This window comes from Variovorax sp. IB41 (assembly GCF_016405905.1).
Classification (GTDB): domain Bacteria; phylum Pseudomonadota; class Gammaproteobacteria; order Burkholderiales; family Burkholderiaceae_C; genus Variovorax.
This window is the reverse complement of record NZ_JAEFCB010000034.1, coordinates 1-25,801: the sequence shown is the minus strand read 5'-3', so window position 1 is coordinate 25,801 and position 25,801 is coordinate 1. Positions and strand designations below refer to the sequence as shown.

General features: G+C 65.8%; 31 protein-coding genes and 1 tRNA gene. 12 read left to right on the top strand and 20 right to left on the bottom strand.

Annotated features, from left to right (window positions below; translation table 11 throughout):
• Position 1 precedes the first annotated feature (1 nt).
• Both JC881_RS31650 and xylF read right to left on the bottom strand, forming a co-directional pair.
• Positions 2–1,192 (bottom strand): sugar ABC transporter permease, encoded by a 1,191-nt coding sequence (locus tag JC881_RS31650; RefSeq protein ID WP_198789711.1) that lies wholly within the window; start codon positions 1,190–1,192, stop codon positions 2–4.
• 141 nt (positions 1,193–1,333) lie between these two features.
• The gene (gene xylF / locus JC881_RS31645) at positions 1,334–2,356 is read right to left on the bottom strand and encodes a D-xylose ABC transporter substrate-binding protein (RefSeq protein WP_013544086.1); all 1,023 of its coding nucleotides are present in this window, start codon (positions 2,354–2,356) and stop codon (positions 1,334–1,336) included.
• 217 nt (positions 2,357–2,573) lie between these two features.
• Between xylF and JC881_RS31640 the strand changes: the two genes are divergently transcribed.
• The 3 genes from JC881_RS31640 to JC881_RS31630 all read left to right on the top strand — a co-directional run bounded on the left by JC881_RS31640 (position 2,574) and on the right by JC881_RS31630 (position 5,112).
• Positions 2,574–2,990, top strand: a complete 417-nt coding sequence (locus JC881_RS31640; RefSeq protein ID WP_198789710.1) for a surface-adhesin E family protein — start codon at positions 2,574–2,576, stop codon at positions 2,988–2,990.
• Between the two features lie 68 nt (positions 2,991–3,058).
• Positions 3,059–4,156 carry a thiamine pyrophosphate-dependent dehydrogenase E1 component subunit alpha gene (locus JC881_RS31635; protein ID WP_198789709.1) on the top strand — a complete coding sequence of 366 codons (1,098 nt, stop codon included), beginning with the start codon at positions 3,059–3,061 and terminating at the stop codon, positions 4,154–4,156.
• The gene (locus JC881_RS31630) at positions 4,147–5,112 is read left to right on the top strand and encodes an alpha-ketoacid dehydrogenase subunit beta (RefSeq protein ID WP_198789708.1); all 966 of its coding nucleotides are present in this window, start codon (positions 4,147–4,149) and stop codon (positions 5,110–5,112) included. Before JC881_RS31635 ends, JC881_RS31630 begins: the two co-directional genes overlap by 10 nt.
• Before the next feature lie 16 nt (positions 5,113–5,128).
• Here the strand turns inward: JC881_RS31630 and JC881_RS31625 are convergent, their stop codons facing one another.
• The gene (locus tag JC881_RS31625; RefSeq protein WP_198789707.1) at positions 5,129–5,893 is read right to left on the bottom strand and encodes an SDR family oxidoreductase; all 765 of its coding nucleotides are present in this window, start codon (positions 5,891–5,893) and stop codon (positions 5,129–5,131) included.
• A gap of 124 nt (positions 5,894–6,017) precedes the next feature.
• On the opposite strand from JC881_RS31625, the gene JC881_RS31620 reads away from it, so the two are divergent.
• On the top strand, positions 6,018–6,944 hold the full coding sequence (locus JC881_RS31620) for a LysR family transcriptional regulator (protein ID WP_198789706.1): 927 nt from the start codon (positions 6,018–6,020) through the stop codon (positions 6,942–6,944).
• A gap of 64 nt (positions 6,945–7,008) precedes the next feature.
• Positions 7,009–8,028, top strand: a complete 1,020-nt coding sequence (locus JC881_RS31615) for a Bug family tripartite tricarboxylate transporter substrate binding protein (protein WP_198789705.1) — start codon at positions 7,009–7,011, stop codon at positions 8,026–8,028.
• 9 nt (positions 8,029–8,037) lie between these two features.
• On the opposite strand, the gene JC881_RS31610 is transcribed toward JC881_RS31615, so the two are convergent.
• Both JC881_RS31610 and JC881_RS31605 read right to left on the bottom strand, forming a co-directional pair.
• On the bottom strand, positions 8,038–8,361 hold the full coding sequence (locus JC881_RS31610; protein ID WP_198789704.1) for a DUF1840 domain-containing protein: 324 nt from the start codon (positions 8,359–8,361) through the stop codon (positions 8,038–8,040).
• Between the two features lie 11 nt (positions 8,362–8,372).
• Positions 8,373–9,644: an SAM-dependent methyltransferase gene (locus JC881_RS31605; protein ID WP_198789703.1), complete on the bottom strand. Its 1,272-nt coding sequence runs from the start codon at positions 9,642–9,644 to the stop codon at positions 8,373–8,375.
• 115 nt (positions 9,645–9,759) lie between these two features.
• Here JC881_RS31605 and JC881_RS31600 point away from each other — a divergent pair, with 115 nt between their 5' ends.
• The 6 genes from JC881_RS31600 to JC881_RS31575 are packed head-to-tail and all read left to right on the top strand — an operon-like array spanning position 9,760 to position 16,700.
• A complete protein-coding gene (locus tag JC881_RS31600) occupies positions 9,760–12,144 on the top strand; it encodes a bifunctional salicylyl-CoA 5-hydroxylase/oxidoreductase (RefSeq protein WP_198789702.1) in 2,385 nt (794 codons plus the stop codon).
• 1 nt (position 12,145) lies between these two features.
• Positions 12,146–12,625 carry a MarR family winged helix-turn-helix transcriptional regulator gene (locus JC881_RS31595; protein WP_198789701.1) on the top strand — a complete coding sequence of 160 codons (480 nt, stop codon included), beginning with the start codon at positions 12,146–12,148 and terminating at the stop codon, positions 12,623–12,625.
• The gene (locus JC881_RS31590; protein ID WP_198789700.1) at positions 12,622–13,476 is read left to right on the top strand and encodes an enoyl-CoA hydratase family protein; all 855 of its coding nucleotides are present in this window, start codon (positions 12,622–12,624) and stop codon (positions 13,474–13,476) included. The genes JC881_RS31595 and JC881_RS31590 overlap by 4 nt, the downstream gene beginning before the upstream one ends.
• A gap of 4 nt (positions 13,477–13,480) precedes the next feature.
• The gene (locus JC881_RS31585; RefSeq protein WP_198789699.1) at positions 13,481–14,674 is read left to right on the top strand and encodes an acyl-CoA dehydrogenase family protein; all 1,194 of its coding nucleotides are present in this window, start codon (positions 13,481–13,483) and stop codon (positions 14,672–14,674) included.
• 5 nt (positions 14,675–14,679) lie between these two features.
• Entirely contained in the window at positions 14,680–16,305 is a 1,626-nt protein-coding gene (locus tag JC881_RS31580) for an AMP-binding protein (protein ID WP_198789698.1), read from the top strand.
• Entirely contained in the window at positions 16,302–16,700 is a 399-nt protein-coding gene (locus JC881_RS31575; RefSeq protein WP_198789697.1) for a RidA family protein, read from the top strand. The genes JC881_RS31580 and JC881_RS31575 overlap by 4 nt, the downstream gene beginning before the upstream one ends.
• A gap of 21 nt (positions 16,701–16,721) precedes the next feature.
• Here JC881_RS31575 and JC881_RS31570 read toward each other — a convergent pair whose 3' ends face one another.
• Positions 16,722–17,696, bottom strand: a complete 975-nt coding sequence (locus JC881_RS31570) for a GlxA family transcriptional regulator (RefSeq protein ID WP_198789696.1) — start codon at positions 17,694–17,696, stop codon at positions 16,722–16,724.
• A 115-nt stretch (positions 17,697–17,811) separates the two neighbouring features.
• Between JC881_RS31570 and JC881_RS31565 the strand changes: the two genes are divergently transcribed.
• Entirely contained in the window at positions 17,812–18,459 is a 648-nt protein-coding gene (locus tag JC881_RS31565) for an HD domain-containing protein (protein WP_443083384.1), read from the top strand.
• 110 nt (positions 18,460–18,569) lie between these two features.
• On the opposite strand, the gene JC881_RS31560 is transcribed toward JC881_RS31565, so the two are convergent.
• From JC881_RS31560 to rpsH, 14 genes are all read right to left on the bottom strand, one after another.
• Positions 18,570–18,646, bottom strand: a tRNA-Met gene (locus JC881_RS31560).
• Between the two features lie 18 nt (positions 18,647–18,664).
• A complete protein-coding gene (gene rplQ / locus JC881_RS31555) occupies positions 18,665–19,063 on the bottom strand; it encodes a 50S ribosomal protein L17 (RefSeq protein WP_093436362.1) in 399 nt (132 codons plus the stop codon).
• Positions 19,064–19,152: 89 nt separating this feature from the next.
• Positions 19,153–20,142, bottom strand: coding sequence for a DNA-directed RNA polymerase subunit alpha (locus JC881_RS31550; RefSeq protein WP_009124827.1), 990 nt, complete (start codon positions 20,140–20,142; stop codon positions 19,153–19,155).
• Positions 20,143–20,281: 139 nt separating this feature from the next.
• Positions 20,282–20,905: a 30S ribosomal protein S4 gene (gene rpsD, locus JC881_RS31545; RefSeq protein WP_009124826.1), complete on the bottom strand. Its 624-nt coding sequence runs from the start codon at positions 20,903–20,905 to the stop codon at positions 20,282–20,284.
• A gap of 129 nt (positions 20,906–21,034) precedes the next feature.
• A complete protein-coding gene (gene rpsK / locus JC881_RS31540; protein WP_009124825.1) occupies positions 21,035–21,439 on the bottom strand; it encodes a 30S ribosomal protein S11 in 405 nt (134 codons plus the stop codon).
• Between the two features lie 12 nt (positions 21,440–21,451).
• Positions 21,452–21,817 (bottom strand): 30S ribosomal protein S13, encoded by a 366-nt coding sequence (gene rpsM / locus JC881_RS31535; protein ID WP_013544105.1) that lies wholly within the window; start codon positions 21,815–21,817, stop codon positions 21,452–21,454.
• 23 nt (positions 21,818–21,840) lie between these two features.
• On the bottom strand, positions 21,841–21,954 hold the full coding sequence (gene rpmJ / locus JC881_RS31530; RefSeq protein ID WP_013544106.1) for a 50S ribosomal protein L36: 114 nt from the start codon (positions 21,952–21,954) through the stop codon (positions 21,841–21,843).
• A 66-nt stretch (positions 21,955–22,020) separates the two neighbouring features.
• Positions 22,021–23,334, bottom strand: coding sequence for a preprotein translocase subunit SecY (gene secY / locus JC881_RS31525; protein WP_042577480.1), 1,314 nt, complete (start codon positions 23,332–23,334; stop codon positions 22,021–22,023).
• Positions 23,335–23,361: 27 nt separating this feature from the next.
• Positions 23,362–23,793, bottom strand: a complete 432-nt coding sequence (rplO, locus tag JC881_RS31520) for a 50S ribosomal protein L15 (protein ID WP_042577479.1) — start codon at positions 23,791–23,793, stop codon at positions 23,362–23,364.
• Positions 23,794–23,804: 11 nt separating this feature from the next.
• A complete protein-coding gene (gene rpmD, locus JC881_RS31515) occupies positions 23,805–23,990 on the bottom strand; it encodes a 50S ribosomal protein L30 (RefSeq protein ID WP_009124818.1) in 186 nt (61 codons plus the stop codon).
• Between the two features lie 24 nt (positions 23,991–24,014).
• Complete coding sequence (gene rpsE, locus JC881_RS31510) at positions 24,015–24,533, bottom strand: 30S ribosomal protein S5 (RefSeq protein ID WP_198789695.1); 519 nt, start codon at positions 24,531–24,533, stop codon at positions 24,015–24,017.
• Between the two features lie 18 nt (positions 24,534–24,551).
• Entirely contained in the window at positions 24,552–24,917 is a 366-nt protein-coding gene (gene rplR / locus JC881_RS31505) for a 50S ribosomal protein L18 (RefSeq protein WP_042672913.1), read from the bottom strand.
• A gap of 14 nt (positions 24,918–24,931) precedes the next feature.
• A complete protein-coding gene (gene rplF, locus JC881_RS31500) occupies positions 24,932–25,465 on the bottom strand; it encodes a 50S ribosomal protein L6 (protein WP_198789694.1) in 534 nt (177 codons plus the stop codon).
• A 24-nt stretch (positions 25,466–25,489) separates the two neighbouring features.
• Positions 25,490–25,801: 30S ribosomal protein S8 (gene rpsH / locus JC881_RS31495; protein ID WP_198789693.1), on the bottom strand; the 312-nt coding region annotated here is incomplete at its 5' end.

The window sequence follows — 25,801 nt, the reverse complement described above, 5'->3', positions numbered from 1 at the left end:
GTCAGTTCTCCCCGAACTTGCGGCGGTAGAGCACGTCGAACACCACCGCCACGATCAGCACCTGGCCGATGATGACCATGCGCTTGCCGATGGGCACATCCAGCAGCAGCATGCCGCTGTCCAGCGACTGCATGATGAGCGCGCCCAGCACCGAGCCGAAGATCGAGCCGCTGCCGCCCGCGAGCGCCGTGCCGCCGATGACGGCCGCCGCGATCACGTAGAGCTCCATGCCCGTGCCCAGCGAATTGGTGCCCGCATTGAGCCGCGCGATCGACACGATGGCCGCCACGGTGACCAGCACCGCCAGCAGCGCGAAGAGCATCAGCGTCACGCGCTTGACCGGAATGCCCACGAGCGCGGCCGCATCGGGGTTGCCGCCCATCGCGAACACATAGCGCCCGAAGCGCGTGCGGTGCACGATGAACGACAGCACGATGGCCACCACCGCCCAGATGAGCACCGGAATCGGAATGCCCTGCGGCTCGGACTTGGACGAGATCTGGTAGTTGTTCATGACCGCCGCGAAGCCGACGACCACCGCCACCGGCACGGCCGTGATGAGCACGTCCAGCCACAGCGGCTCGGTGGGCATTTCGTAGCGCTGGCGCGCGCGGCGCTTTTGCACCATGCGCCCGAAGAGCACGAGCGCCACCAGCGCGGCGATCACCCAGCTCGCGGTGGTGCCGACGCCGCCGTCGTAGCCGCCGCCCAGGCGCTGGAAGAATTCGTCGTTCACCGGCTGCGTCTTGCCGTCGGCCACGAGGAAGGCCGCGCCGCGGAACGACATCAAGCCGCCGAGCGTGACCACGAACGAGGGCACGCCGAGCACCGCGGTGAGCCATCCCTGATAGATCGAAACGAGCAGCGCGACCGCAAGCCCCGCGAGGCAGGCCGTGGGCCACGACCAGCCCGAGGTGTATTGCAGGTACGCGATGAGCACGCCCACGAAGCCCATCACCGAGCCGACCGACAGGTCGATGTGGCGCGCCACGATGATCAGCACCATCACGGTGGAGACGATGCCCACCACGGCGGTCTGCTGCGCGACGTTGTAGAGGTTTTCGGGCGAGAGAAACACGCCGCCCGACATGACGCTGAAGGCCACCGCCATGACCACCAGCAGCACGCACATCAATATCAGGCGCAGGTCGACGCCCGTGCGGCGCCACCATCCCGGAGTTTCATTGCTCATTTCTTGGATACCCCCTCAAAGCCGATCCAGCGGATTCAGCGGATTCAGCGAATTCAGCAGATGCGCGAGGGCGTCCCGGCCGGGCCTTGGGAGCCCGGCCTGACGCATGCATCGCGCGGATGGACGACTGGCTCGGCTTGCCTACTTGCAGGCCGCGGGCGCGCTGGCGGCCGGGACGCCCTTGCAGAGCTCGTCCTTCTTGATCCAGCCGGCCTTGACCACGACGTCCAGGTTGTCGCGCGTGACCGGCACCGGCGTGAGCAGGCGCGAGGAGAGCGCCACCTTCTTCGGGCCCGAGTTCCACTGCGCGGCCTTCTCGACGGGCTTGCCCTGCGAGAGCGCGATGGCCGCGCTGGCGGCTTCGCGGCCGAGCTCGCGCGAGTCCTTGAAGATGGTGGCGGTCTGCGTGCCGAGCGCGATGCGGTTGAGCGCCGCGAAGTCCGCGTCCTGGCCCGACACCGGCACGCCGCGCAGGCCCTTGGCCGTGAGCGCGGCGACCGCGCCGCCGGCGGTGCCGTCGTTGGCAGCCACCACCGCGTCGACCTTGTTGGCGTTCTTGGTGAGGATCTGCTCCATGTTCTTCTGCGCGACCTCGGGCTTCCAGCCTTCGGTGTATTCGTCGCCGACGATCTTGATGTCGCCCTTCTTCACGGAAGGCTCCAGCACCTCCTGCTGGCCCGCGCGCAGGAAGTCGGCGTTCGGGTCGCTCGGCGAGCCCTTGATGATCACGTAGTTGCCCTTGGGCTTGACCTTGAGCACCTCGCGCGCCTCCATGCGGCCGACCTCGACGTTGTCGAAGGTGATGTAGAAGACGCCGGGCGCCTCGATCAGGCGGTCGTACGCGACCACGGGCACCTTCTGGCGCGTGGCCTTGGTGATGGCCGGCAGGATCGCGTCCTTGTCCATCGCGAGCACGATGAGCGCCTTGGCGCCCTTGGACATCAGGCCCTCGATGTCGCCCAGCTGCTTTTCGGGCGAGCCGCCCGCGTCGGCGCTGATGTACTTGGCGCCGAGCTTTTCAAGCTGCGCCTTGATGGCCGCCTCGTCGGTCTTCCAGCGCTCTTCCTGGAAGTTGGACCAGCTCACGCCGACCACGGTCTGGGCCAGTGCGCTCACGGCGGTGAGGCCGAAGGCCATGGCGGCCAAAGTTTGTTTGAGTTGCATCGGTGTCTCTCCTGCCGTGTAAGAAAATAGTTAGTTTGAAGGGCGAACTAACTATCCCATCGAGGCCCGAGGATTGCATCGGGGAATTCCCCGAGCGGCGCCGTCCGACAGGCACGCGGCGCGAAAAACGGTAAATTGATGTTTCAGCGGCCGGCCGGCAAGGTCGGCTTTTTTTGAGCCCGGCACGCACCCGTGCCCTTCCTTTCGGAGCGATGGCGTGAAGTACTGGTTGGTGGCAATCGGCCTGCTTGGCGGCATGGCCCATGCGCAGTCCGCGTGGTTCACGGTGGTGGGCGATCCGCTGGACAAGGCGACCGACACCGTGCAGGTCGATCCGTCCGGCGCCGCGTCGGCCGAACCCGCGCGGCAGGGCATGAACCTGCGCGTGAACCGGTCCACGCCGCGCACCAACTGGGACGGCGTGCCCTACCGCTCCTACGAATCGCGCGTGGTGTTCGACTGCCAGGCGCGGCGCGCCTCCTACGTGGCCGCGCGCTTCTACATCGAGCCCCTGTGGCAGGGCGAGCCGCACCACGTCGCGGACTACGGCAATGCGCCCAAGCCCATGCTCTTTCGCGACATGAAGCAGAACCCGACGGCGCGCATCGTGCGCGCCGCATGCCGGTCGAGCTAGATCCGTCCTGCCATTCGATACTGATACGATTTTTGTCACGCGCCCATTCCAGAGGCGCTGGAGACAAGATGGACTCGAGCACATCCGGCGCCGGTGAGGCGCTCTACCGCACGATGGTGCGCATCCGCGCCTTCGAGAACGCCGCCGAGACAGCCAGCCAGGGAGGGGTGAGCGCCTACGGCCAGCAGGCGGCCGGCGCCGCCAAGGTGCGCGGGCCGCTGCACCTCTCGACCGGACAGGAGGCCGTGCCCGCAGGCGTCTGCGCGCACCTGCGCACGAGCGACTACCTCACCTCCACCCACCGCGGCCACGGCCACACGCTGGCCAAGGGCGCGGACCTCACCCGCATGATGTGCGAGCTCTTCGGCAAGGCCACGGGCTTCAACGGCGGCAAGGGCGGCTCGATGCACATCGCGGATTTTTCCGTCGGCATGCTGGGCGCCAACGGCGTGGTGGCGGCGGGGCTGCCGATCGCGGTCGGCGCGGCGCATGCGCAGAAGCTCATGAAGGCGGCGCAGGGCCGCTCCCAAGCCGCCTTGCCCCCCTCGGGGGGAGGTCCCGGCTTGCCGGAGCCAGGGGGCCACAGTGTGGGCGACGACATCACGGTCTGCTTCTTCGGCGACGGCGCGATCAACCGCGGGCCCTTTCTCGAAGCCCTGAACTGGGCGCGCGTGTACGCGCTGCCGGTGCTCTTCGTCTGCGAGGACAACCGCTGGAGCGCCACCACCGCGAGCGGCCCGATGACGGCGGGCGACGGCGCCTCGGCGCGCGCCATGTCGATGGACATCGCGGCCACGCAGGTCGATGGCAACGACGTGTTCGCGGTGCACGAGGCCGCCGCGCGGCTGGTGGACGAAGTGCGCGACGCCGCCGGGCCGCGCCTGCTGCATGCGCTGACGTACCGCGTGAAGGGGCATGTGTCGGTCGATCTCGCGGCGTACCGCGACCCGGCCGAACTGGCCGCGGCGCTGGAGACCGACCCGATCGCGCGCACGCGCGGCCACCTGCTCTCGGCCGGCGTGAGCGCGGCCGCGCTCGATGCCATCGAGAACGCGGCGCGCGACGAAGTCGACACCGCGCTGGCCGTCGCCGATGCCGCGCCCTGGCCGGAGGCGAGCGCCGCCTTCACCGACGTGCAGACCACCGGAGCAGGCCAATGGCATTGAGCAAGGAACTGAGTTATTCCGAGGCCGCCGTGCTCGCGGTGCAGCGCGAGATGGAAGCCGATGCGCACGTGGTCGTGCTCGGCGAAGACGTCGGCCGCGGCGGCATCTTCGGCCAGTACAAGGGGCTGCAGGAACGCTTCGGCGCCGAGCGCGTGATCGACACGCCGATCAGCGAGGCCGCGATCATGGGCGCCGGCGTGGGCATGGCGCTCGCGGGGCTGCGGCCGGTGGTGGAGATGCGCGTGGTCGACTTCGCGCTCTGCGGCATGGACGAGCTGGTGAACCAGGCCGCCAAGAACCGCTTCATGTTCGGCGGCCAGGGCCGCGTGCCGCTGGTGGCGCGCATGCCGGGCGGCATCTGGGACGCGTCGGCCGCGCAGCATTCGCAATCGCTCGAAGCCTGGTTCGCGCACCTGCCGGGCGTGGTGGTGGTGAGCCCCTCGACGCCGCAGGACAACTACGGGCTGCTGCGCTCGGCGCTGCAGTGCGGCGACCCGGTGGTCTACATCGAGCACAAGACGCTGTGGGGCCTGCGCGGCGAGGTGGACGAAGACATCGCCGTGCCGCTCGGCAAGGCGGCGCGCGTGCGCGAAGGCAACGCGCTCACGCTCGTGAGCTGGAGCCGGCAGATGCAGGCCTGCGCCGCGGCGTGCGGTGCGCTCGCGGCCGAAGGCATCGCGGTCGATCTGATCGACCTGCGCACGCTCTGGCCATGGGACCGCGAGACGGTGCTCTCGTCGTGCGCGCGCACCGGGCGATTGCTGGTGGTGCACGAGGCGGTGCAGGCCGCGGGCTTCGGCGCGGAGATCGCGGCGAGCGCCGCGGAGGCCACGGGCTGCGGCATCGCGCGGCTCGGCGCGCCGCGCATTCCGGTCGGCTATGCGCCGGTGCTGGAGGCGCAGTCGCGCATCGGCGCGGAGGCCATCGTGGCGGCCGCGAAGAAGCTGCTGGACTGAGCTTGCGGGTCTGACCTCAGGCGGCGAAGCCGCCGTCGATGTTCAGGCTCGCACCGGTCACGAAGGCCGCTTCGGGGCTGGCCAGATACGCCACCATGCTCGCGATTTCGTCGGGGTGGCCGTGGCGGGGCAGTGCCATCAGGCCGTGCATCGCGGCGGCGTTCGGGCCGTCGACCGGGTTCATGTCGGTGTTGACCGGGCCGGGCTGCACGTTGTTGACGGTGATGCCGCGCGGGCCGAGGTCGCGCGCCAGGCCCTGCACCAAGCCCTTGAGCGCCGACTTGCTCATCGCATAGGCCGCGCCGCCGGGCCAGGGCATGCGTTCGGCGTTGGTGCTGCCGATGTTGATGACGCGACCGCCTTCGCCCATGTGGCGCGAGGCCGCCTTGGCCGCGACGAACACGGCGCGCACGTTGACGTCGAGCGTCTTGTCGAAGTCTTCGAGCGAGAAGTCGTCCAGGGCACCGCCCAGGAACACGCCGGCGTTGTTCACCAGGATGTCGATCTTGCCGAGCGTGCGGGCCGCTTCGTCGATGCCGGCGGTGAGGGCCGCGGCGTCGGCGCTGTCGATCTTCAGCGCGAGCGCGCGGCCGCCTTCGGACTGGATGCTGCGGACCAGCTCGTCGGCCGGGGCAGCGGCGCTGCTGTAGCTGAAGGCCACGGCCGCGCCGTCGCGCACCAGGCGCCGCACGATGGCCGCGCCGATGCCGCGCGAACCGCCGGTGACGAAGGCGACCTTGCCGGCCAGGACAGGGGAGGAAGAAGAAGTGGTGGAAGCCATGATTTTTTCCGTGTGTTCAGTGGAGGAATGACTTCAGTGTCGGGATTCCACTCCTTCTCCGGTAGCCATCAATCGGTGCAATCAAATTCAACCCAAAGTTGAAGATGAGATCGAAAATAGGCGCATGGAACCCCTCAATCACCTCGAATCCTTCGTGCAGAGCGCCGAAAGCGGCAGCTTCTCGGCGGCCGCGCGGCGCCTGGGGCTCACGCCGGCGGCGGTCAGCAAGAACGTGGCGCGGCTCGAAGCACGGCTGGGCGTGCGGCTGTTCCAGCGCAGCACGCGGCGGCTCACGCTGACCGAGGGCGGGGAGCGCTTCCTCGCGCAGATCGGCGGGCCGCTCGCCACGCTGCAGGAGGCGGTGGCGGGTCTCGCGAAGGACGACGGCCAGCCGGCCGGCACGCTGAAGGTGAGCATGGGCCAGGCCTTCGGGCGCGAGCACGTGTTGCCGATGATGGGCGACTTTCTCGCGCGCTACCCGGCCATCCTGCCCGACTGGTACTTCGACAACCAGCAGGTGGACCTGATCGGCGAGGGCTTCGACGCGGCCATCGGCGGCGGCATCGAACTGTCGCCCGGCGTGGTGGCGCGGGAGCTCTCGCGCATCCACGTGGTGGCGGTGGCGTCGCCGGCCTACCTGGCGGGCCGCGAGATGCCCGCGCAGCCCGCGGACCTCGCGACGCTCGACGCGCTGCTGCGGCGCTCCTCGCCCACCGGGCGGCTCCGCAGCTGGACGCTGCAGCACGCGAACGGCCAGCAGGCCACGGTGGAGCTGCCGCGGCCGCGCGCGATCTTCAACGACCCCGAGGCGATCGCGCAGGCGGCGATGCTGGGGCTGGGCGCGGCGATGCTGCCGATGCCTTTCGTCGAGCGGGGCCTTCGCACCGGCGAGCTGGTGCGGCTGCTGCCCGAATGGCATTTCGATGCGGGCGTGGTGTGGCTCTACTACCCGAGCAAGAAGCTGCTGCCGCCGAAAACGCGGGTGTTCGTGGACTTCGTGCTGGAACGATTCCACAGCGAACGGTTTTCGCAGCGCATGCAAGTGTCCTGAAGGCGTCGATTCCCGGGGTTTTCACTCGCGGCGGCGGGCGGGGTTCACCTGTACAAACACGCGCATGAACTTATCTTTCAAAACGAATCGCCGGGCCGCGCTGACGGCGTCGGCCGCTGTCGCAGCCATCGCCCTCGCGGCGCCCGCTGCCTGGGCCCAGGGCACCTGGCCGACCAAGCCCGTGCGCATCGTCGTGCCCTTCGCGGCCGGCGGCACCACCGACATCCTGGCGCGCGCGGTTGCGCCCGAGCTCTCCAAGGCCTTCGGCCAGCAGTTCATCGTGGACAACCGCGCGGGCGCGGGCGGCAACGTGGGCGCCGAGCTCGTCGCGCGCGCGCCCAACGACGGCTACACGCTCCTGATGGGCACGGTGGGCACGCACGGCATCAACCGCGCGCTGTACCCCAAGCTGCCCTTCGACCCGATCAAGGACTTCGTGCCGATCACGCTGGTGGCGGCGGTGCCGAACGTGATGGAAATGAACGCCGAGAAAGCCAAGACGCTGAACATCCACAACGTGCAGGACTTCATCAAGTACGCCAAGGCGAACCCCGGCAAGCTGAACATGGCTTCGAGCGGCAGCGGCACCTCGATCCATCTGGCGGGCGAGCTCTTCAAGAGCATGACGGGCACCTTCATGGCCCACATCCCGTACAAGGGCTCGGGCCCGGCGCTGCTGGACATGGTGGGCGGCAATGCCGACGTGATGTTCGACAATTTGCCCTCGTCGATGGCGCAGATCAAGGGCGGCAAGCTCACCGCGCTGGCCGTGACCAGCGCGCAGCGCTCGCCGGCGCTGCCCGACCTGCCGACGGTGGAAGAAGCGGGCGGACCGACGCTCAAGGGTTTCGAGGCGAGCTCATGGTTCGGCCTGCTGGCGCCGGCCGGCACCTCGCCCGAGATCGTGAACCGGATTCAGCAGGAAGTGGCCAAGTCGCTCGGCACGCCCGCCATCAAGGAGAAGATGCTCGCGCAGGGTGCGATCCCGAGCGGCAATTCGCCGGCCGACTTCACCAAGCTCATCGCGAGCGAGCACGTGAAGTGGGCAAAAGTCGTCAAGGACTCCGGCGCGAAGGTGGACTGACGCGCCGCTTCAGGTGCTCCAGGTCACATCCTTGTTGTCGGCCTGCGAGTCCTTGAGCATGTGAAGCAGGGGCGCTGCACGCTGGTGCAGTCCTACATGCTGCTTCTCGGCATCGCTGGTGTGGCCTTCGACGGCGTAGTCGTCGTTGTTGTGGCTGTTGCTGCCCTCGCGCGTCAACGCGGCCTCGAGCGCGGCGATGGCGCCGGGAATCTGCTCGACCGTGATGATGCCCTGCGGCGCCGGCGACTTGCCGACGATGTCGAGCAGTTGGCGCGCATGCACTTCGAGCATCACGAAATCAGGAGAGGCCCGGGACTTGAAACGATAGAGCATGTTTTTTTCACTCACTTGTAGATGTAGTCACGGGCAAAAGGGTACACCGATTGCGCACCGCGCAAGACGCCCGCGCGCCCTACATTGCCGTCAGGCTTTGTCGACAACATCTGATGCAAGGAGATCCATCCCTGCTCGAAGCTCATGGCCGAGCCCGCCAGATACAGGCGGTAGGCGCGCAGCACGCGCTCGGCGTTCTCGCCCTGGCGGCCGCCGCTGCGCTGCAGCACCTCGCGCGCGGTGTCCAACTGCGCCTCGAGCGCATCGGACCAGGCCCAGAGCGTGCGCGCATAGTGCGGGCGCAGGCTCTCGGTGTCGACCATCTCCAGGCCTGCAGCGGCCGTCTCGCGCAGCACGTGCGTCACGTGCAGCAGCTCGCCGCCGGGGAAGATGTACTTCTCGATGAAATCGCCCATGCCCGCGCCGAGCTGGCGGTAGTTGAGCTCGCCCGAGGTGATGCCATGGTTGAGCACCAGGCCGCCGGGCTTCAGGAGCGAATGGATCTTGCGAAAGTACGTCGGCATGTTGGCCGCGCCCACGTGCTCGAACATGCCTACGGAGGAAATCTTGTCGAAGGGCTGCTCGGCCGAGAGCTCGCGGTAGTCGCGCAGCTCGACGCGCACGCGGCCCTGCAGGCCCTTCTCTTCGATCAGGCGCTGCACGTAGGCATGCTGGTTCTTCGACAGCGTGATGCCGGTCGCATCGACGCCGTAGTGCTCGGCCGCCCACAGGAGGAGCGCGCCCCAGCCCGAGCCGACGTCCAGGTAGCGCTCGCCCGGCTGCAGCATGAGCTTCTTGCAGATGTGGTCGAGCTTGGCGTCCTGCGCCTGGGCCAACGTAAGTTCGGGCGTGCGGAAGTAGGCGCATGAATAGACCCGGCGCGCATCGAGCCAGAGCGCGTAGAAGTCGTCCGATACGTCGTAGTGGAACTCGATCTGCGCGGCGTCCTTGCGCAGCGAATGCGAGCCGTGCGATTTCGCCCGGTGCTGCAGGCGGCTCCACCAGCCGGTGTCGGTTTCGGCCGGGTTGCCGGGCAGCATGCCGACGGTGGCGTCGATCAGGTCGCGCATGGCGCCTTCGATCTGCACCTTGCCCTCGACATAGGCCTCCCCGATGGCCCCGACCTGCCGGGCGGCCAGCTTGGCCAGCACCGTCCATTCCTTGAAAGCCAGCGTGACGCGGGCTCCCGCCTGGGCAACGCGCCGGCCATCCGGCAGTTCCAGCGCGATGGGGACAGGCAGCGAAGCCAGCTGCGACTCGATCTTGGGTATCAAGTTTTGCATGGGGCCCATGGTATTGATTTTTGCAAGTGTTTGCATCCCTCCCCGCGCCGGCATCCCGGGGCCCGTTACGAAACCAGCATTGACAGCAGATTGTTTATGTCTAAACTATTCAACCATGAACAGCCTCAGCCCGGTCAAACCCGCTCCCGCCGCGGACCTCCAACGCATCCTGTGCATCGGCGGTGGGCCGGCAGGCCTGTATTTCGCCCTGTTGATGAAGGCGCGCAACCCCGCGTTGCAGATCACGGTGGTGGAGCGCAACCGGCCCTTCGACACCTTCGGCTGGGGCGTGGTGCTGAGCGACCAGACGCTGGGCAACCTCCGGGCCGCCGATGCCGACACCGCGGCGCTGATCGGCAACGAGTTCCATCACTGGGACGACATCCAGGTCTTCTTCAAGGGCCGCCAGGTGCGCTCGGGCGGCCACGGCTTCTGCGGCATCGGGCGCAAGCGCCTGTTGAACATCCTGCAGGAACGCTGCCTCGCGCTGGGCGTGGACCTGGTGTTCGAGACCGACGCCACCGACGACCAGGCGATCGCCGCGCAGTACAAGGCCGACCTCGTGATCGCGAGCGACGGCCTCAACAGCCGCATCCGCCAGCGCTACGCCGATGTGTTCAAGCCCGACGTGGACCTGCGCAACTGCCGCTTCGTGTGGCTGGGCACGCACCAGACCTTCGACGCCTTCACCTTCGCCTTCGAAGAGACCGAGCACGGCTGGTTCCAGGCGCACGCCTACCAGTTCGACGACAAGACCTCGACCTTCATCGTCGAGACGCCAGAGGCGGTGTGGAAGGCCCACGGCCTGGACCAGATGGAGCAGCCCGAGGCCGTCGCCTTCTGCGAGAAGCTGTTCGCCAAATACCTGGGCGGCCACGCGCTCATCAGCAACGCCACGCACCTGCGCGGCTCGGCCAACTGGATCCGCTTTCCGCGCGTGGTGTGCGAACGCTGGACGCACCGCATCGACGTCGAAGGCCGCTCGGTGCCCGTGGTGCTGATGGGCGACGCGGCGCACACGGCGCACTTCTCGATCGGCTCGGGCACCAAGCTCGCGCTGGAAGACGCGATCGACCTCGCGAACGAGTTCGAGCAGGGCGGCACGCTCGACCATGTGCTCGAAGGCTATGAGGCACGCCGCAGCGTCGAGGTGCTGAAAATCCAGAACGCCGCGCGCAACTCCACCGAATGGTTCGAGAACGTGCCGCGCTACACCGGCATGCAGATCGAGCAGTTCGCCTATTCGCTGCTCACCCGCTCGCAGCGCATCAGCCACGAGAACCTGCGCGTGCGCGACACGCAATGGCTCGGCGGCTACGAGCAGTGGCTCGCGGGCGGCAAGGCGATGGCGCCGATGCTCATGCCCTACAAGGTGCGCGGCCTCACGCTGAAGAACCGCATCCTGGTCTCGCCGATGGCCACCTACAGCGCGGTCGACGGCGTGCCGCAAGACTTTTTGCTGGTGCATCTGGGCGCGCGCGCGCTCGGCGGCGCCGCGATGGTGTTCGTCGAAATGACGAGCCCGACGCCCGAAGGCCGCATCACGCCGGCCTGCACCGGCCTCTACAACGACGCGCAGCAAGCAGCCTTCAAGCGCATCGTCGATTTCGTGCACACGCAGTCGAGCGCGAAGATCGCGATGCAGCTCGGCCACAGCGGCCCCAAGGGCTCCACGCGCGTGGGCTGGGAAGGCACCGACGAGCCGCTCGAAGACGGCAACTGGCCGGTGCTCGGCGCAAGCGCGCTGCCCTATGGCGAACACAACCAGCTGCCCGCCGCCATCACGCGCGCCGAGATGGACACGCTGCGCGACCAGTTCGTCGATTCGACCCGCCGCGCCGTCGAGTGCGGCTTCGACTGGCTCGAGCTGCACTGCGCGCACGGCTACCTGCTGTCGGCCTTCATCAGCCCGCTGACCAACCAGCGCACCGACGAGTACGGCGGCGACATCGAAGCGCGCTGCCGCTATCCGCTCGAAGTGTTCCGCGCGATGCGCGCCGTGTGGCCCGAGGACAAGCCGATGAGCGTGCGCATCTCCGCGCACGACTGGGCGCCCGGCGGCAACACCGATGCGGACGCAGTCATCGTCGCGCGGCTCTTCAAGGGAGCCGGCGCCGATTTCATCGACGTGTCGTCGGGCCAGACCACGCGCGCCGCCAAGCCGGTGTATGGCCGCATGTACCAGACGCCGTTCTCCGACCGCATCCGCAACGAGGTCGGCATCGCGACCATCGCGGTGGGCGCGATCACCGAGGCGGACCAGGCCAACAGCATCATCGCGGCCGGCCGCGCGGACCTCTGCGCCATCGCGCGCCCGCACCTCGCGGACCCCGCATGGACGCTGCACGAAGCGGCCAAGCTGCAGAGCCGCGATGTCGACTGGCCCAAGCAATACCTGAGCGGCCGCGACCAGATGTACCGCGAGATCGCCAAGCAGCAGCAGATCGCCGCGGCGAATGCCGCGATGGCCGCCGCGCCGAACCCCGAGGAGACACACTGACATGGACCTCGAAGCGCGCGCGCACAGCGAACATCCCGAAGCCTTGCGGCTCTGGCTGCGGTTGCTCACCTGCACCCAGTTGATCGAGAAGCAGGTGCGCAACGAGTTGCGCTCGCAGTTCGCCACCACGCTGCCGCGCTTCGACCTGATGTCGCAACTGGAGCGCTCGCCCGAGGGCCTGAAGATGAACGAGCTCTCGCGGCGGATGATGGTGACGGGCGGCAACGTCACCGGCATCACCGACCAGCTGGTGACCGAAGGCGTGGTCGAGCGCATCAACGTCGAAGGCGACCGGCGCGCCTGGCGCGTGCGGCTCACCGCGCGCGGCCGCAAGCTCTTTCACGAGATGGCGCAGCAGCACGAAGACTGGATCGTCGAGGCCTTCGCGGGCCTCAGCAGCAAGGAGATCGCGCAGCTGCACAAGCTGCTCGGCAAGGTGAAGCAACACTCACACAACCAATCGATGGCGGAGACCCCATGAAGCACTACATCGGCGCAGGCAATCCCATGCGCGCCCAGTTCGAGGCGAAGGCAGCCTACAAGGCCGAGCACTTTGCATGGAGCTACGAGGCCGGCGTCGGCACCGTCACGCTGAACCGCCCCGAGCGCAAGAACCCGCTGACCTTCGATTCGTACGCCGAGCTGCGCGACCTGTTCCGCGCGTTGAACTACGCGACCGACGTGAAGGCGATCGTCGTCACCGGCGCGGGCGGCAACTTCTGCTCGGGCGGCGACGTGCACGAGATCATCGGACCGCTCACGGGCATGCGCATGCCCGAGCTGCTCGAGTTCACGCGCATGACGGGCGACCTGGTGAAGGCGATCCGCGCCTGCCCGCAGCCGATCGTGGGTGCCATCGACGGCGTGTGCGCCGGTGCCGGCGCGATGATCGCGCTGGCCTGCGACCTGCGCTACGGCTCGCCGGCCACGCGCACCGCGTTCCTCTTCACCCGCGTGGGCCTGGCCGGCGCGGACATGGGCGCATGCGCACTGCTGCCGCGCGTGATCGGCCAGGGCCGTGCGTCGGAACTGCTCTTCACGGGCCGCGCGATGACGGCGCAGGAAGGCCACGCGTGGGGCTTCTTCAACGCGCTGCACGAAAGCGATGCGCTGCTCGAAGCCGCCACCAAGATGGCGCGCGAACTGGCCGAAGGCCCGAGCTTCGCGCACGGCATGACCAAGACGATGCTCGCGCAGGAATGGTCGATGAGCATCGACCAGGCGATCGAGGCCGAAGCGCAGGCGCAGGCGATCTGCATGCAGACCGAGGACTTCAAGCGCGCCTACGAAGCCTTCGCGGCCAAGCGCAAACCCGTGTTCGGTGGGGACTGAAGCCATGATGACGAAGATTCCCGCGCCGCCTTCGACCGCGCACCTCGCGCTGCCCTTCTTCGACGAAGCGCATCGCGCGCTCGCACGCGACCTGCTGCCGTGGTGCGCAGAACAGGAGATCGACGAGCGCGACGACCGCGCGGCCTGCCGCGAATGGGTGCGCCGCCTGGGCGATGGCGGCTGGCTGCGCTACGCGGTGCCCGGCAGTGCAGGCGGTGCGCTGGAGCGCCTCGATTCGCGCGCGCTGGTGCTGCTGCGCGAGACGCTCGGCTACCACTCGCCGCTGGCCGACTTCGCCTTCGCGATGCAGGGGCTGGGCAGCGGCGCGATCACGCTCGCGGGCACGCCGGAGCAGCAATCTCAGTATCTGACTGCGGTCGGCAAGGGCGAGAAGATCGCGGCCTTCGCATTGAGCGAACCCGATGCGGGCTCGGACGTGGCCGCGATGGCCATGCGCGCCGAACCCACGGCCGATGGCTGGCTGCTGAACGGTACGAAGACCTGGATCAGCAACGGTGGCATCGCCGACTTCTATTGCGTGTTTGCGAAGACCGATCCGACGGGCGGCACGCGCGGCATCACGGTGTTCATCGTCGATGCGACGACGCCCGGCCTGGATACCTCCGAGCACATCGACGTGATGGCGCCGCACCCGCTCGCTACGCTGCGCTTCGAGAACTGCGTCGTGCCGCGCACCGCGCAGTTGGGCGAGCTGAACGGCGGCTTCAAGCTCGCGATGCGCACGCTCGACATCTTCCGTGCATCGGTCGCGGCCGCGGCACTCGGCATGGGCCGTCGCGCGCTCGCCGAAGCCATCTCGCACGCGAAGAACCGCCGCATGTTCGGCCAGACGCTCGCGGACTTCCAGCTCACGCAGGCCAAGCTCGGCGAGATGGCCGCGCTGATCGACAGCGCTGCACTGCTGACCTACCGCGCCGCATGGATGCGCGACGACGCCGAGCAGCGCGGGGCAGCGGCGGTGGGCGATGTGTCCGCAGCCGCCGCAATGGCCAAGATGTGCGCCACCGAAAACGCGAGCCGCGTGATCGACATGGCGCTGCAGATGCACGGCGGTCTCGGCGTGAAGGTTGGCACGAAGATTGAAAGCCTCTACCGCGACATCCGTTCGCTGCGCATCTACGAAGGCGCGACGGAAGTCCAACAACTGATCATTGGCAAATCCGTTCTGCGGGGATAAATACCGTGTCTGCCCAAGTCGACCGCTTCGTTCACGACCGCCTGCCGCCTGCCGCGCAGTTGCCGGTGTTTCGCTATGACCTGCCCGAGCTGCAGTTGCCCGACCAGCTGAACCTCGTGGAGGAGCTGCTGGACAAGGCAGATGCCAAGGGCTTCGGCGACAAGCCGATGCTGCGCTCGCCGGCCGGCACGCTCACGTACAGGCAGGCCGCCGTCGAGGTCAACCGCATCGCGCAGGTGCTGACCGAAGACCTTGGGCTCGTGCCCGGCAACCGCGTGCTGCTGCGCGGCGGCAACTCGGTGGCGATGGCGCTCGCGTGGCTCGCTGTGGTGAAGGCCGGATTGATCGCGGTGGCGACGATGCCGCTGCTGCGCGCGAAGGAACTCGGCGACATCATCGAGAAAGCGCAGCCCGTGGCCGCGCTGTGCGACGGCCGCCTGCTCGATGAATTGGTGACCGCGCAGAAAGAGCATCCGGTGCTTGCGACGGTGATCGCATTCAACAAGCCCGATGCGGCGGAGTCGCTCTCCGCGCGCGCGGCCGGCAAGAGCGGCGTGTTCACCGCATGCCCCACGGCGGCCGACGACATCGCGCTGCTTGCGTTCACGTCGGGCACCACGGGCAAGCCCAAGGCACCCGTCACCACGCACCGCGACGTGCTCGCGATGTGCGAGACCTGGCCGCGCCACGTGCTCAAGGCGCGCAGCGACGACATCGTGGTGGGCTCGCCGCCGCTGGCCTTCACCTTCGGGCTCGGCGGGCTGCTGGTGTTCCCGATGTGGGCTGGCGCTTCGGTGTATTTCGCCGATGCGCCGTTCACGCCCGAGGGGCTGGTCAAGCTCATCAACGAAGTCGGCGCGACCCTCTGCTACACGGCACCCACGTTCTACCGCCAGATGGCGCCGTTCGTGAAGCAGCACGGCATGCCGAGCCTGCGCATCAGCGTGAGCGCGGGCGAGGCCCTGCCCGATGCGACGCGCCAGCTCTGGAAGGACGCCACCGGCATCGAGATGCTCGACGGCATCGGCGGCACCGAGGTGTTCCACATCTACATTTCCGCCGCGGGCGCCGACGTGCGCAAGGGCGCGGTCGGCAAGGCGGTGCCCGGCTTCACCGCGAAGGTGGTGGACGACAAGGGCAACGAAGTGCCGCATGGCACCGTCGGCAAGCTCGCGCTGCAGGGGCCGGTCGGCTGCCGCTATCTGGACGATCCACGCCAGGCCGACTACGTGAAGAACGGCTGGAACTACCCCGGCGACTCGTTCGTGCAGGACGACGACGGCTACTTCTTCTACCAGGCGCGCGCCGACGACATGATCATCACCGCCGGCTACAACGTCGGTGGCCCGGAAGTCGAGGATGCGCTGCTCAAGCACCCCGCGGTGGCCGAGTGCGGCGTGATCGGCAAGCCCGATGCGGACCGCGGGATGATCGTGAAGGCCTTCTGCGTGCTCAAGCCCGGCAACGAAGGCGATGCGGCGCTCGTGAAGGCGCTGCAGGACCATGTGAAGGCCAGCATCGCGCCCTTCAAATACCCGCGGGAGATCGAGTTCGTGGCGGTGTTGCCGCGCACGGAAACCGGCAAGCTCCAGCGATTCAAACTGAGACAACTCAACGGCACCACATCATGATGAACAAACTCCTGCAGCCCGAAGGCTGGCTGCCCCCCAAGGGCTATGCGAACGGTGTCGCCGCGCGCGGCACGATGCTGTTCATCGGCGGACAGATCGGCTGGAATGCGCAGCAGCAGTTCGAGTCGGACGACTTCATCGACCAGTGCGGCCTGGCGCTGCGCAACATCGCCGAGGTGCTGCGCGCGGGCGGCGCGGGCCCGGAGCACATGGTGCGCATGACCTGGTACGTGACGGACCGCGACGAGTACAGCCGCCGCTTGGCCGAGCTGGGCCCGGTCTATCGCGATGCGATGGGGCGCAACTTTCCGGCGATGACCTGCGTGCAGGTGGCGGCGCTGGTCGAGCACCGCGCGAAGGTCGAGATCGAGGTCACGGCGGTCATTCCGGACTGATCGTTTCTTTTCGCCATGCCGTCAGCCGACGGCGTGCGCGTAGCGCTTGCGGTACTCCGCCGGCGTGATGCCGACCTGGCGCTGGAACGCGCGCCGCAAGGTGTCGGCATCGGCGAATCCGCATTGGGCCGCCACCTGTTTCGGCGCGGCATCCCCGGCCTCGAGCAGGCGCCGTGCGGCGGAAACTCGAATGCCCTCGACCCAGGCTGCGGGTGTCGCGCCGACCTCTTGCGTGAAGAGCCGCGCGAAGTGGCGAGGGCTCAGGCTCATGCGCCCGGCCAGGTGGGCGACGCTGTGGTCTTCCGCGGGGTTCGCCGCGATCCAGCGCTGAACTTCCTGCAAAGCCGATCTGCCCGTGGGCGCGGCTTCGCCCTTGCGGCTGAACTGCATCTGGCCGCCCGGGCGCTTGAAGAACATCACGAGCTGGGCGGCGACTTTCATGGCGACCTCTCGGCCGAGATCTTCCTCGACGAGCGCGAGCGACAGGTCCAGGCCCGCGGTCACGCCGGCGGCGGTGCGCAGTCGCCCGTCGCGCACATGGATGGCATCGGCATCGACCTGCACTGCGGGGAAAGCTTGTGCCAACTGATCGGCCACCGCCCAGTGTGTGGTGACCCGCCGGCCATTGAGCAACCCCGCTTGCGCCAGCACGAAGGCGCCGCTGCAGACCGAGCCGAACCGGCGCGCCTTGGGCGTGAGCTTGCGGAGCCACGCGGTGACGTCAAGGTTGGTCGCCGCGCTCGCGGCATGCGGCGTGCCGGCCACCAGGAGCGTGTGGATCGGCTCGTCGATGTCTTCGCCGATGACAGCGTCGGGCATGAGCCGAACGCCCGATGAACTGCGGATCGTGCCGGGCTGGCTGGCGATGACGCGCAGCCGGTAGGCCTCGGTGCGCGCCTGCACGTTCGCCTCGGCGAACACGTCGAGCGGGCCGGAGACGTCCAGCAGCTGGACGCCGGGCATGGCGAGGATCGCGATGGTCTTCGTGGTGGGCATGGCTGTTCTCCGTGTCTCTTTCGGGGACGCAATGGCAGAATTTGCCGCCTCACGTCCATTGAAGACACTGTAGCCGACTCCTAAAGTTGTTCTCACACTCACAGGAGAAATCCACATGGCTTTGACGACGACGATCGACGGGGTCCGCATCCCCGACAGCAAGCTCGCGCGCGAGATCACCGAAGTGGTTCGCGACACGGTGCCCTCGCTGCTGTTTCACCACTCCAGCCGGGTCTATTACTTCGGCGCGCTGGCCGGCAAGCGCCGCGGCCTCACGTTCGATCCGGAGCTGCTCTACGCGGGCGCGATGTTCCACGACATGGGGCTGGTGAAGGCGCACAGCAGCGCGAACGAGCGCTTCGAGGTCGATGGGGCCAATGTGGCGCGCGATTTCCTGCGCGGCCACGGGATCTCGCAGCAGGATGTCGACCTGGTCTGGACGGCGATCGCGCTGCACACGACGCCGGGGATTCCGCAGCACATGGACCCGGTGGTGGCGCTGGTGACGGCTGGGGTCGAGATGGACGTGCTGGGCCTGACTTACCCGGAGTACAGCGAGGCCGAGCGCACGCAGGTCGTGCATGTACACCCGCGCACCGAACACTTCAAGGAGGACATCATCCAGGCCTTCTACGACGGCATCAAACACAAGCCGGAGACCACCTTCGGCAACGTGAAGGCCGATGTGATTGCGGACAAGGAGCCGCACTTCCACCGCGGCAATTTCTGCAGCGTGATTCGCTGCTCGGCTTGGCACGGCTGAGAAATCGGGGAAATCCGGGACATAAAAAAGCCCTCATTGCGAGGGCTTGGTTCATTCAATTTTCCGGCCAAAGAAAAAAGGCCCTTTGAAATTCAAAGGGCCTTTTAAATTGGTTGCGCGAGCAAGATTTGAACTTGCGACCTTTGGGTTATGAGCCCAACGAGCTACCAGGCTGCTCCATCGCGCGGCAAGATGGAATTATAACTTATTCTGCAGCGCCTTGGTCGGCATCTGCTTCTTTAATTTCAGGACGGTCGACCAGTTCGACGAGGGCCATGGGTGCATTGTCGCCAACGCGGAAACCCATCTTCAGGATGCGCGTATAGCCGCCCGGACGTGCCGCGAAACGCGGGCCCAGATCGGCGAAGAGCTTGACGACGCTGTCGCGGTCGCGCAGGCGGTCGAAGGCCAGGCGCTTGTTGGCGAGCGTGGGCTTCTTGGCGAGCGTGATCATCGGTTCGATGACGCGGCGCAGTTCCTTGGCCTTGGGGACCGTGGTCTTGATGACTTCGTGCTCGATGAGCGAATTCATCATGTTCTGCAGCATCGCAAGGCGGTGCGAGCTGGTGCGGTTGAGTTTGCGAAGTCCGTGTCCGTGACGCATGGTGCTTTTCCTTTACTTTATTAAACAGGCAGCCGTATCAGGTACTGCCCGGGCACGAGCCCTCAGGGGCTCAATTCAAAAAACAAAAATCAACGCTTGTCGAGACCGGCCGGCGGCCAGCTTTCGAGCTTCATACCCAAGGTCAGGCCGCGCGAAGCGAGGACTTCCTTGATTTCGTTGAGCGACTTGCGACCCAGGTTCGGGGTCTTGAGCAGCTCGTTCTCGGTGCGCTGGATCAGGTCACCGATGTAGTAGATGTTCTCGGCCTTCAGGCAGTTGGCCGAACGCACGGTGAGCTCGAGCTCGTCGACAGGGCGCAGCAGGATCGGATCGAATTGCTGTGCGCTGCGCGGTGCCGGTGCATCGAATGCAGCCAGTTCGCCGCCTTCGAGTTGTGCGAACACCGCCAGCTGTTCGACCAGGATTTTAGCCGAGGCGCGAACCGCATCTTCAGCGGTGATGGCACCGTTGGTTTCGATCTCGACCAGGAGCTTGTCCAGGTCGGTACGCTGTTCGACGCGGGCGCTTTCGACCGTGTAGCTCACGCGCTTGACGGGCGAGAACGACGCGTCCAGAACGATGCGGCCAATCGACTTGGTCGGCTCGTCGGCATAGCGGCGCATCGTGCCGGGCACGTAGCCGCGACCCTTTTCGACCTTGATCTGCATGTCGAGCTTGCCGCCTTGCGACAGGTGCGCGATCACGTGGTCAGGATTGATGATCTCGACGTCGTGCGGCGTCTGGATGTCCGATGCGAGGACCGGGCCTTCGCCGTCCTTGCGCAGGCTCAGCGTGACTTCGTCGCGGTTGTGGAGCTTGAACACCACGCCCTTGAGGTTCAGAAGGATGTTGACGACATCTTCCTGCACGCCGTCGATCGACGAGTACTCATGCAGAACGCCAGCGATCGTGACTTCGGTGGCCGAGTAGCCGACCATGGACGACAGCAGAACGCGACGCAGCGCGTTGCCGAGCGTGTGGCCGTAGCCGCGCTCGAAAGGCTCGAGCGTCACCTTGGCCTTGTTGGCGGCAAGTTGCTCGACCTGAATGGTCTTGGGTTTCAGCAGGGTGGTTTGCATGCAGACTTCCTCTCAATACCCCCGGCTCGTTACACCGGTAAGGCTGGTGAAGCACCTGACCCGCAACAAAGCACGGGGCAGGAACGTGAACAACAAAAACTTGTTGCCCGCACACGCCAGGTGTGCGGGAACAAAAAAATCAACGCGAATAGAGTTCGACGATCAGCGATTCGTTGATGTCGGCTGCGAATTCGTCGCGATCGGGCACCTTCTTGAACGTGCCTTCGGCCTTGTCGGCGTTCACATCGACCCATGCCGGAATACCGACTTGCTGGGCGAGTTGAAGCGCTTCGACAATGCGGTTCTGCTTCTTGGACTTGTCGCGCACGGCGATCACGTCGCCGGTCTTGACCAGGTACGACGGGATGTTGACCGACTGACCGTTCACCGTGATCGCCTTGTGCGACACGAGCTGACGTGCTTCAGCGCGGGTCGAGCCGAAGCCCATGCGGTAGACGACGTTGTCCAGGCGCGATTCGAGGATGAACAGCAGGTTGGCGCCGGTGTTGCCACGGCGGCGATCGGCTTCTTCGAAGTAGCGGCGGAATTGCTTTTCCAGCACGCCGTACATGCGCTTGACCTTCTGCTTTTCGCGCAGTTGCAGGCCGTAGTCCGACGTGCGCTGACCCGAAGTGCGGCCGTGCTGGCCGGGCTTGGAATCGAACTTGGCCTTGTCTTGAATCGAACGACGGGCGCTCTTCAGGAACAGGTCGGTGCCTTCACGGCGGGAAAGTTTGGCCTTGGGGCCGAGGTAGCGTGCCACGAGTATTCCTTTGTGTCATCTGCCGCAGTTGCCTGCGGGAGCCATCAGCGGGACGCGGATGGCGGTGGGCTTAGTTAAAAAACAAATGCGCAGCCGCTCGAAAGCTGGCTGCGCCTTGCGGACTGACGATCAGATGCGGCGACGCTTCTGGGGACGGCAGCCGTTGTGCGGAACGGGCGTCACGTCGGCAATGGAATTGATCCGGATGCCGAGCGCAGCCAGTGCGCGCACCGACGATTCGCGACCGGGGCCCGGGCCCTTGATCTCGACGTCGAGGTTCTTGATACCTTGTTCGACAGCAGCACGGCCGGCCACTTCGGAAGCGACCTGCGCAGCGAACGGGGTCGACTTGCGCGAGCCCTTGAAGCCCTGGCCACCCGACGAAGCCCACGACAGGGCGTTGCCCTGGCGATCGGTGATCGTGATGATGGTGTTGTTGAACGAGGCATGCACGTGGGCGATACCGTCCGCAACGTTCTTGCGAACCTTCTTGCGAACGCGCTGTGCGGCGTTGTTTGCAGGTGCTTTAGCCATGCTGGTCTATCCTTATTTCTTCAGGGACTGCGCAGCCTTGCGCGGACCCTTGCGGGTGCGGGCATTGGTGCGCGTGCGCTGGCCGCGCATCGGCAGGCCGCGACGGTGACGGAAGCCGCGATAGCAGCCGATGTCCATCAAACGCTTGATGTTCATCGTCGTCTCGCGACGCAGATCGCCTTCGATCGTGAACAGAGCGATCTGATCGCGGATCTTCTCGAGATCGGCGTCGGTCAGATCCTTGATCTTCTTGGAATATTCGATGCCGCTCGCTTCGCAGATTTGACGGGCGCGGGTGCGACCGATACCGAAAATGGCGGTCAGGCCGATTTCAGCGTGCTTGTGCGGCGGGATGTTGATGCCAGCAATACGTGCCATGTGCGTCCTCTAATACTCTTCAATCAACCCTGGCGCTGCTTGTGGCGCGGGTCGGTGCAAATCACACGCACCACACCTTTACGGCGGATGACCTTGCAATTACGGCAGATGGTTTTGACCGAAGCCGAAACTCTCATTTCATTCTCCTAAAACTGTTTAACGTGGCGGTCTACCGCCCGGACTCAATACTGAAACTCACAGCCCTACGATGTCTTGAAGTTCGCCTTCTTCAGCAGCGATTCGTACTGCTGGGACATCATGTAGTTTTGCACCTGGGCCATGAAGTCCATCGTGACGACCACGATGATCAGCAGGGAGGTACCACCGAAGTAGAACGGCACGTTGTACTTCAGGATCAGGAACTCGGGCAGCAGGCAGACGAAGGTGATGTACACCGCGCCGGCCAACGTCAGGCGAACCAGAATCTTGTCGATATAGCGAGCGGTCTGGTCACCCGGGCGAATGCCAGGAATGAATGCACCACTCTTCTTCAGGTTGTCGGCCGTTTCCTTGCTGTTGAACACGAGTGCCGTGTAGAAGAAGCAGAAGAAAACGATCGCGGCAGCGTACAGCAGCACGTAGATCGGCTCGCCCGGACGCAGCGCGCCGGCAATGTCCTTGATCCAGCGGAAACCACCTTCACCGGTACTGAACCAGCCGACCACCGTTGCGGGCAGCAGGATGATCGAAGAGGCGAAGATCGGCGGAATCACACCGGCCATGTTCAGCTTCAAGGGCAGGTGCGACGATTGGCCGCCATATACCTTGTTGCCGACCTGGCGCCGCGCATAGTTCACGAGGATCTTGCGCTGGCCGCGTTCGACGAACACCACGAAGTAGGTCACCAGGACCACCACCGCGATGATGAAGAGCGCAACGATCGGGTTCATCGCACCGGTGGTCACCAGCGAGCCCAGACCTGCAACGGCGCTCGGCAGACCTGCCGCGATGCCCGCAAAGATCAGGATCGAGATGCCGTTGCCCAAGCCGCGTTCGGTGATCTGCTCGCCGAGCCACATCAGGAACATCGAACCTGCCGTCAGGCTCACCATGGCGGTCAGGCGGAAGCCGAAACCAGGGGCGATCACCAGACCGGCCGACGATTCGAGGGCCACTGCGATGCTGAACGACTGGAACAGGGCCAGACCGAGCGCGCCATAGCGCGTGTACTGCGTGATCTTGCGGCGGCCAGCCTCGCCTTCCTTCTTCAATTGCTCGAAGGTCGGAAGCACGTAGGTCATCAGCTGCATGATGATCGACGCCGAGATGTACGGCATGATCCCCAACGCGAACACGGTGAAGCGCGACAGCGCCCCGCCCGAGAACATGTTGAACAGGCTCAGAATGCCGCCCTGCTGGCCCTGGAAGAGCGCCGCCAGCTGGTCCGGGTTGATACCCGGCACAGGGATGTGCGCGCCAATCCGGTAGACCACGAGCGCGAGCAGCAAAAAGACGAGCCGACGACGGAGGTCGCCGAACTTGCCTGTTTTTGCGATCGTTGCCGCGTTAGTTGCCACGAAGAACTTCTTTCAGTCCGATGGTGATCAGGCGACGCTGCCGCCAGCTGCTTCGATCGCAGCCTTGGCGCCAGCCGTTGCACCCACGCCCGTCAGCTTGACGGCCTTGGTGAGTTCACCGGTCTTGACGATCTTGACGACCTTGGCGAGCTGGCCCACGAGGCCGGCTTGCTTGAGTGCCAGGACATCCACTTCGGCCAGGCCGAGCTGCTCGAGGGCAGTCAGCGTGACTTCGGCGTTGAACTTCAGCAGGTGCGACTTGAAACCACGCTTGGGCAGGCGACGTTGCAGCGGCATCTGGCCGCCTTCGAAACCAACCTTGTGGAAGCCACCAGCGCGCGACTTCTGGCCCTTGTGACCGCGACCTGCGGTCTTGCCGATGCCCGAGCCGATACCGCGGCCAACGCGGCGCTTGGCGTGCTTGGCGCCGGCTGCCGGCTTGATGCCATTGAGTTCCATATCAGTCTCTCTTACAGAACTTTGACCAGATAACTGATCTTGTTGATCATGCCGCGCACCGCCGGGGTGTCTTGCAGCTCGCTCACGCTGTTGAGCTTGCGCAGGCCGAGGCCACGCACGGTCGCGCGATGCGATTCCTTGGTGCCAATCGGGCTCTTGACCAATTGCACCTTGAGGGTTTGTTGTTGCGTCGTCATTTGAATGCTTCTTTCGGCTTGCGCTTAAGCGAAGATTTCTTCGACGGTCAGGCCACGCTTGGCAGCCACTGCGGACGCGGTCGTCGAGTTCTTCAACCCGTCGAGCGTGGCGCGAACCATGTTGTAGGGGTTCGACGAACCATGGCTCTTGGCCACGATGTCGGTGATGCCCATGACTTCGAACACGGCGCGCATCGGGCCGCCGGCGATGATGCCGGTACCCTTCGGGGCGGGGATCATGACGACCGAAGCGGCGCCATGGTGACCCGTCACGCGGTGATGCAGCGTGCCGTTCTTGATCGAGATCTTGGCCAGGTTGCGGCGGGCTTCTTCCATCGCCTTCTGCACGGCAGCAGGCACTTCCTTGGACTTGCCCTTGCCCATGCCGACGCGGCCGTCGCCGTCGCCCACGACGGTCAGTGCTGCGAAACCGAGGATACGACCACCCTTCACCACCTTGGTGACGCGGTTGATCGCGATCATCTTCTCGCGCAAACCGTCTTCAGGGCCTTCGTTCTGCGTTCTTGCTTGAATCTTTGCCATTTTGAATCTCGTGTCCGGTTAGAACTGCAGACCGGCTTCGCGAGCCGCCTCGGCCAGCGCCTTGACGCGGCCGTGGTACGCAAAACCTGCGCGGTCGAAGGCGACCTTCTCGACGCCGGCTGCCTTCGCCTTTTCAGCGATGCGCTTGCCGACGGCGGTGGCTGCAGCGGCATTGCCGCCCTTGCCCGAACCGCCGAGCGAGGTACGCACTTCGGCTTCGGCCGTCGATGCGGTTGCGATCACCTTGGTGCCGTCGTCGGAGATGACGGTGGCATAGATGTGCAGGTTGGTGCGGTTCACCGTCAGACGGGCCACGCCCTGCGTCGCGATGCGAATGCGGGTCTGGCGCGAGCGGCGAAGACGCTGTGCTTTTTTGGTCAACATCATTTTGCTGCCCCTTACTTCTTCTTGGTCTCTTTGATCACGATCTTCTCGTCCGAATAACGGATGCCCTTGCCCTTGTAAGGCTCAGGCGGACGAACAGCGCGGATCTCAGCGGCGATTTGACCAACGCGCTGACGGTCAGCACCCTTGATCACGATTTCGGTCGGGGTCGCGGTGGCCACCGTGATGCCCTGGGGCATTTCGATGTTGACCGGGTGCGAATAACCGACTTGCAGGTTCAACTTGTTGTTGGACGCTGCGGCCTTGTAGCCGACGCCGACCAGATTGAGCTTCTTCTCGAAGCCCTTGGTCACGCCAACCACCATGTTGTTCACCAGCTGACGGATCGTGCCGCTCATCGCATTCGCTTCACGCGATTCGTTGGCCGGTTCGAAGTTCAGCTTGCCGTCATTGCTGACGACCTTGACCAGGGGGTTGCGTGCAAGATTGAGCGTGCCGCCCGTGCCCTTGACGCTGATCTGGTCTTCCTTGATCGACACATCCACGCCTGCGGGGATGGTGATCGGCATTTTTCCTACTCGGGACATTTCAGTAACTCCTCGATGTCTCGGTTAGGCGACGTAGCACAGAACTTCGCCACCGACACCGGTAGCGCGGGCCTTGCGGTCGGTCATCACGCCCTGGGGGGTCGTGACGATCGCAACGCCGAGGCCGTTCTGGACTTGCGGGATGGCTGCGCTGGCCTTGTAGACGCGCAGGCCGGGGCGGCTCACACGTTCGATACGCTCGATGACCGGGCGGCCAGCGTAGTACTTCAGCGTGATGACGAGTTCGGACTTGCCGGCTTCGGTCTTCACTTCGAAGCCGTCGATGTAGCCTTCGTCCTTCAGGACCTGTGCAATCGCGGCCTTCACCTTGGAAGA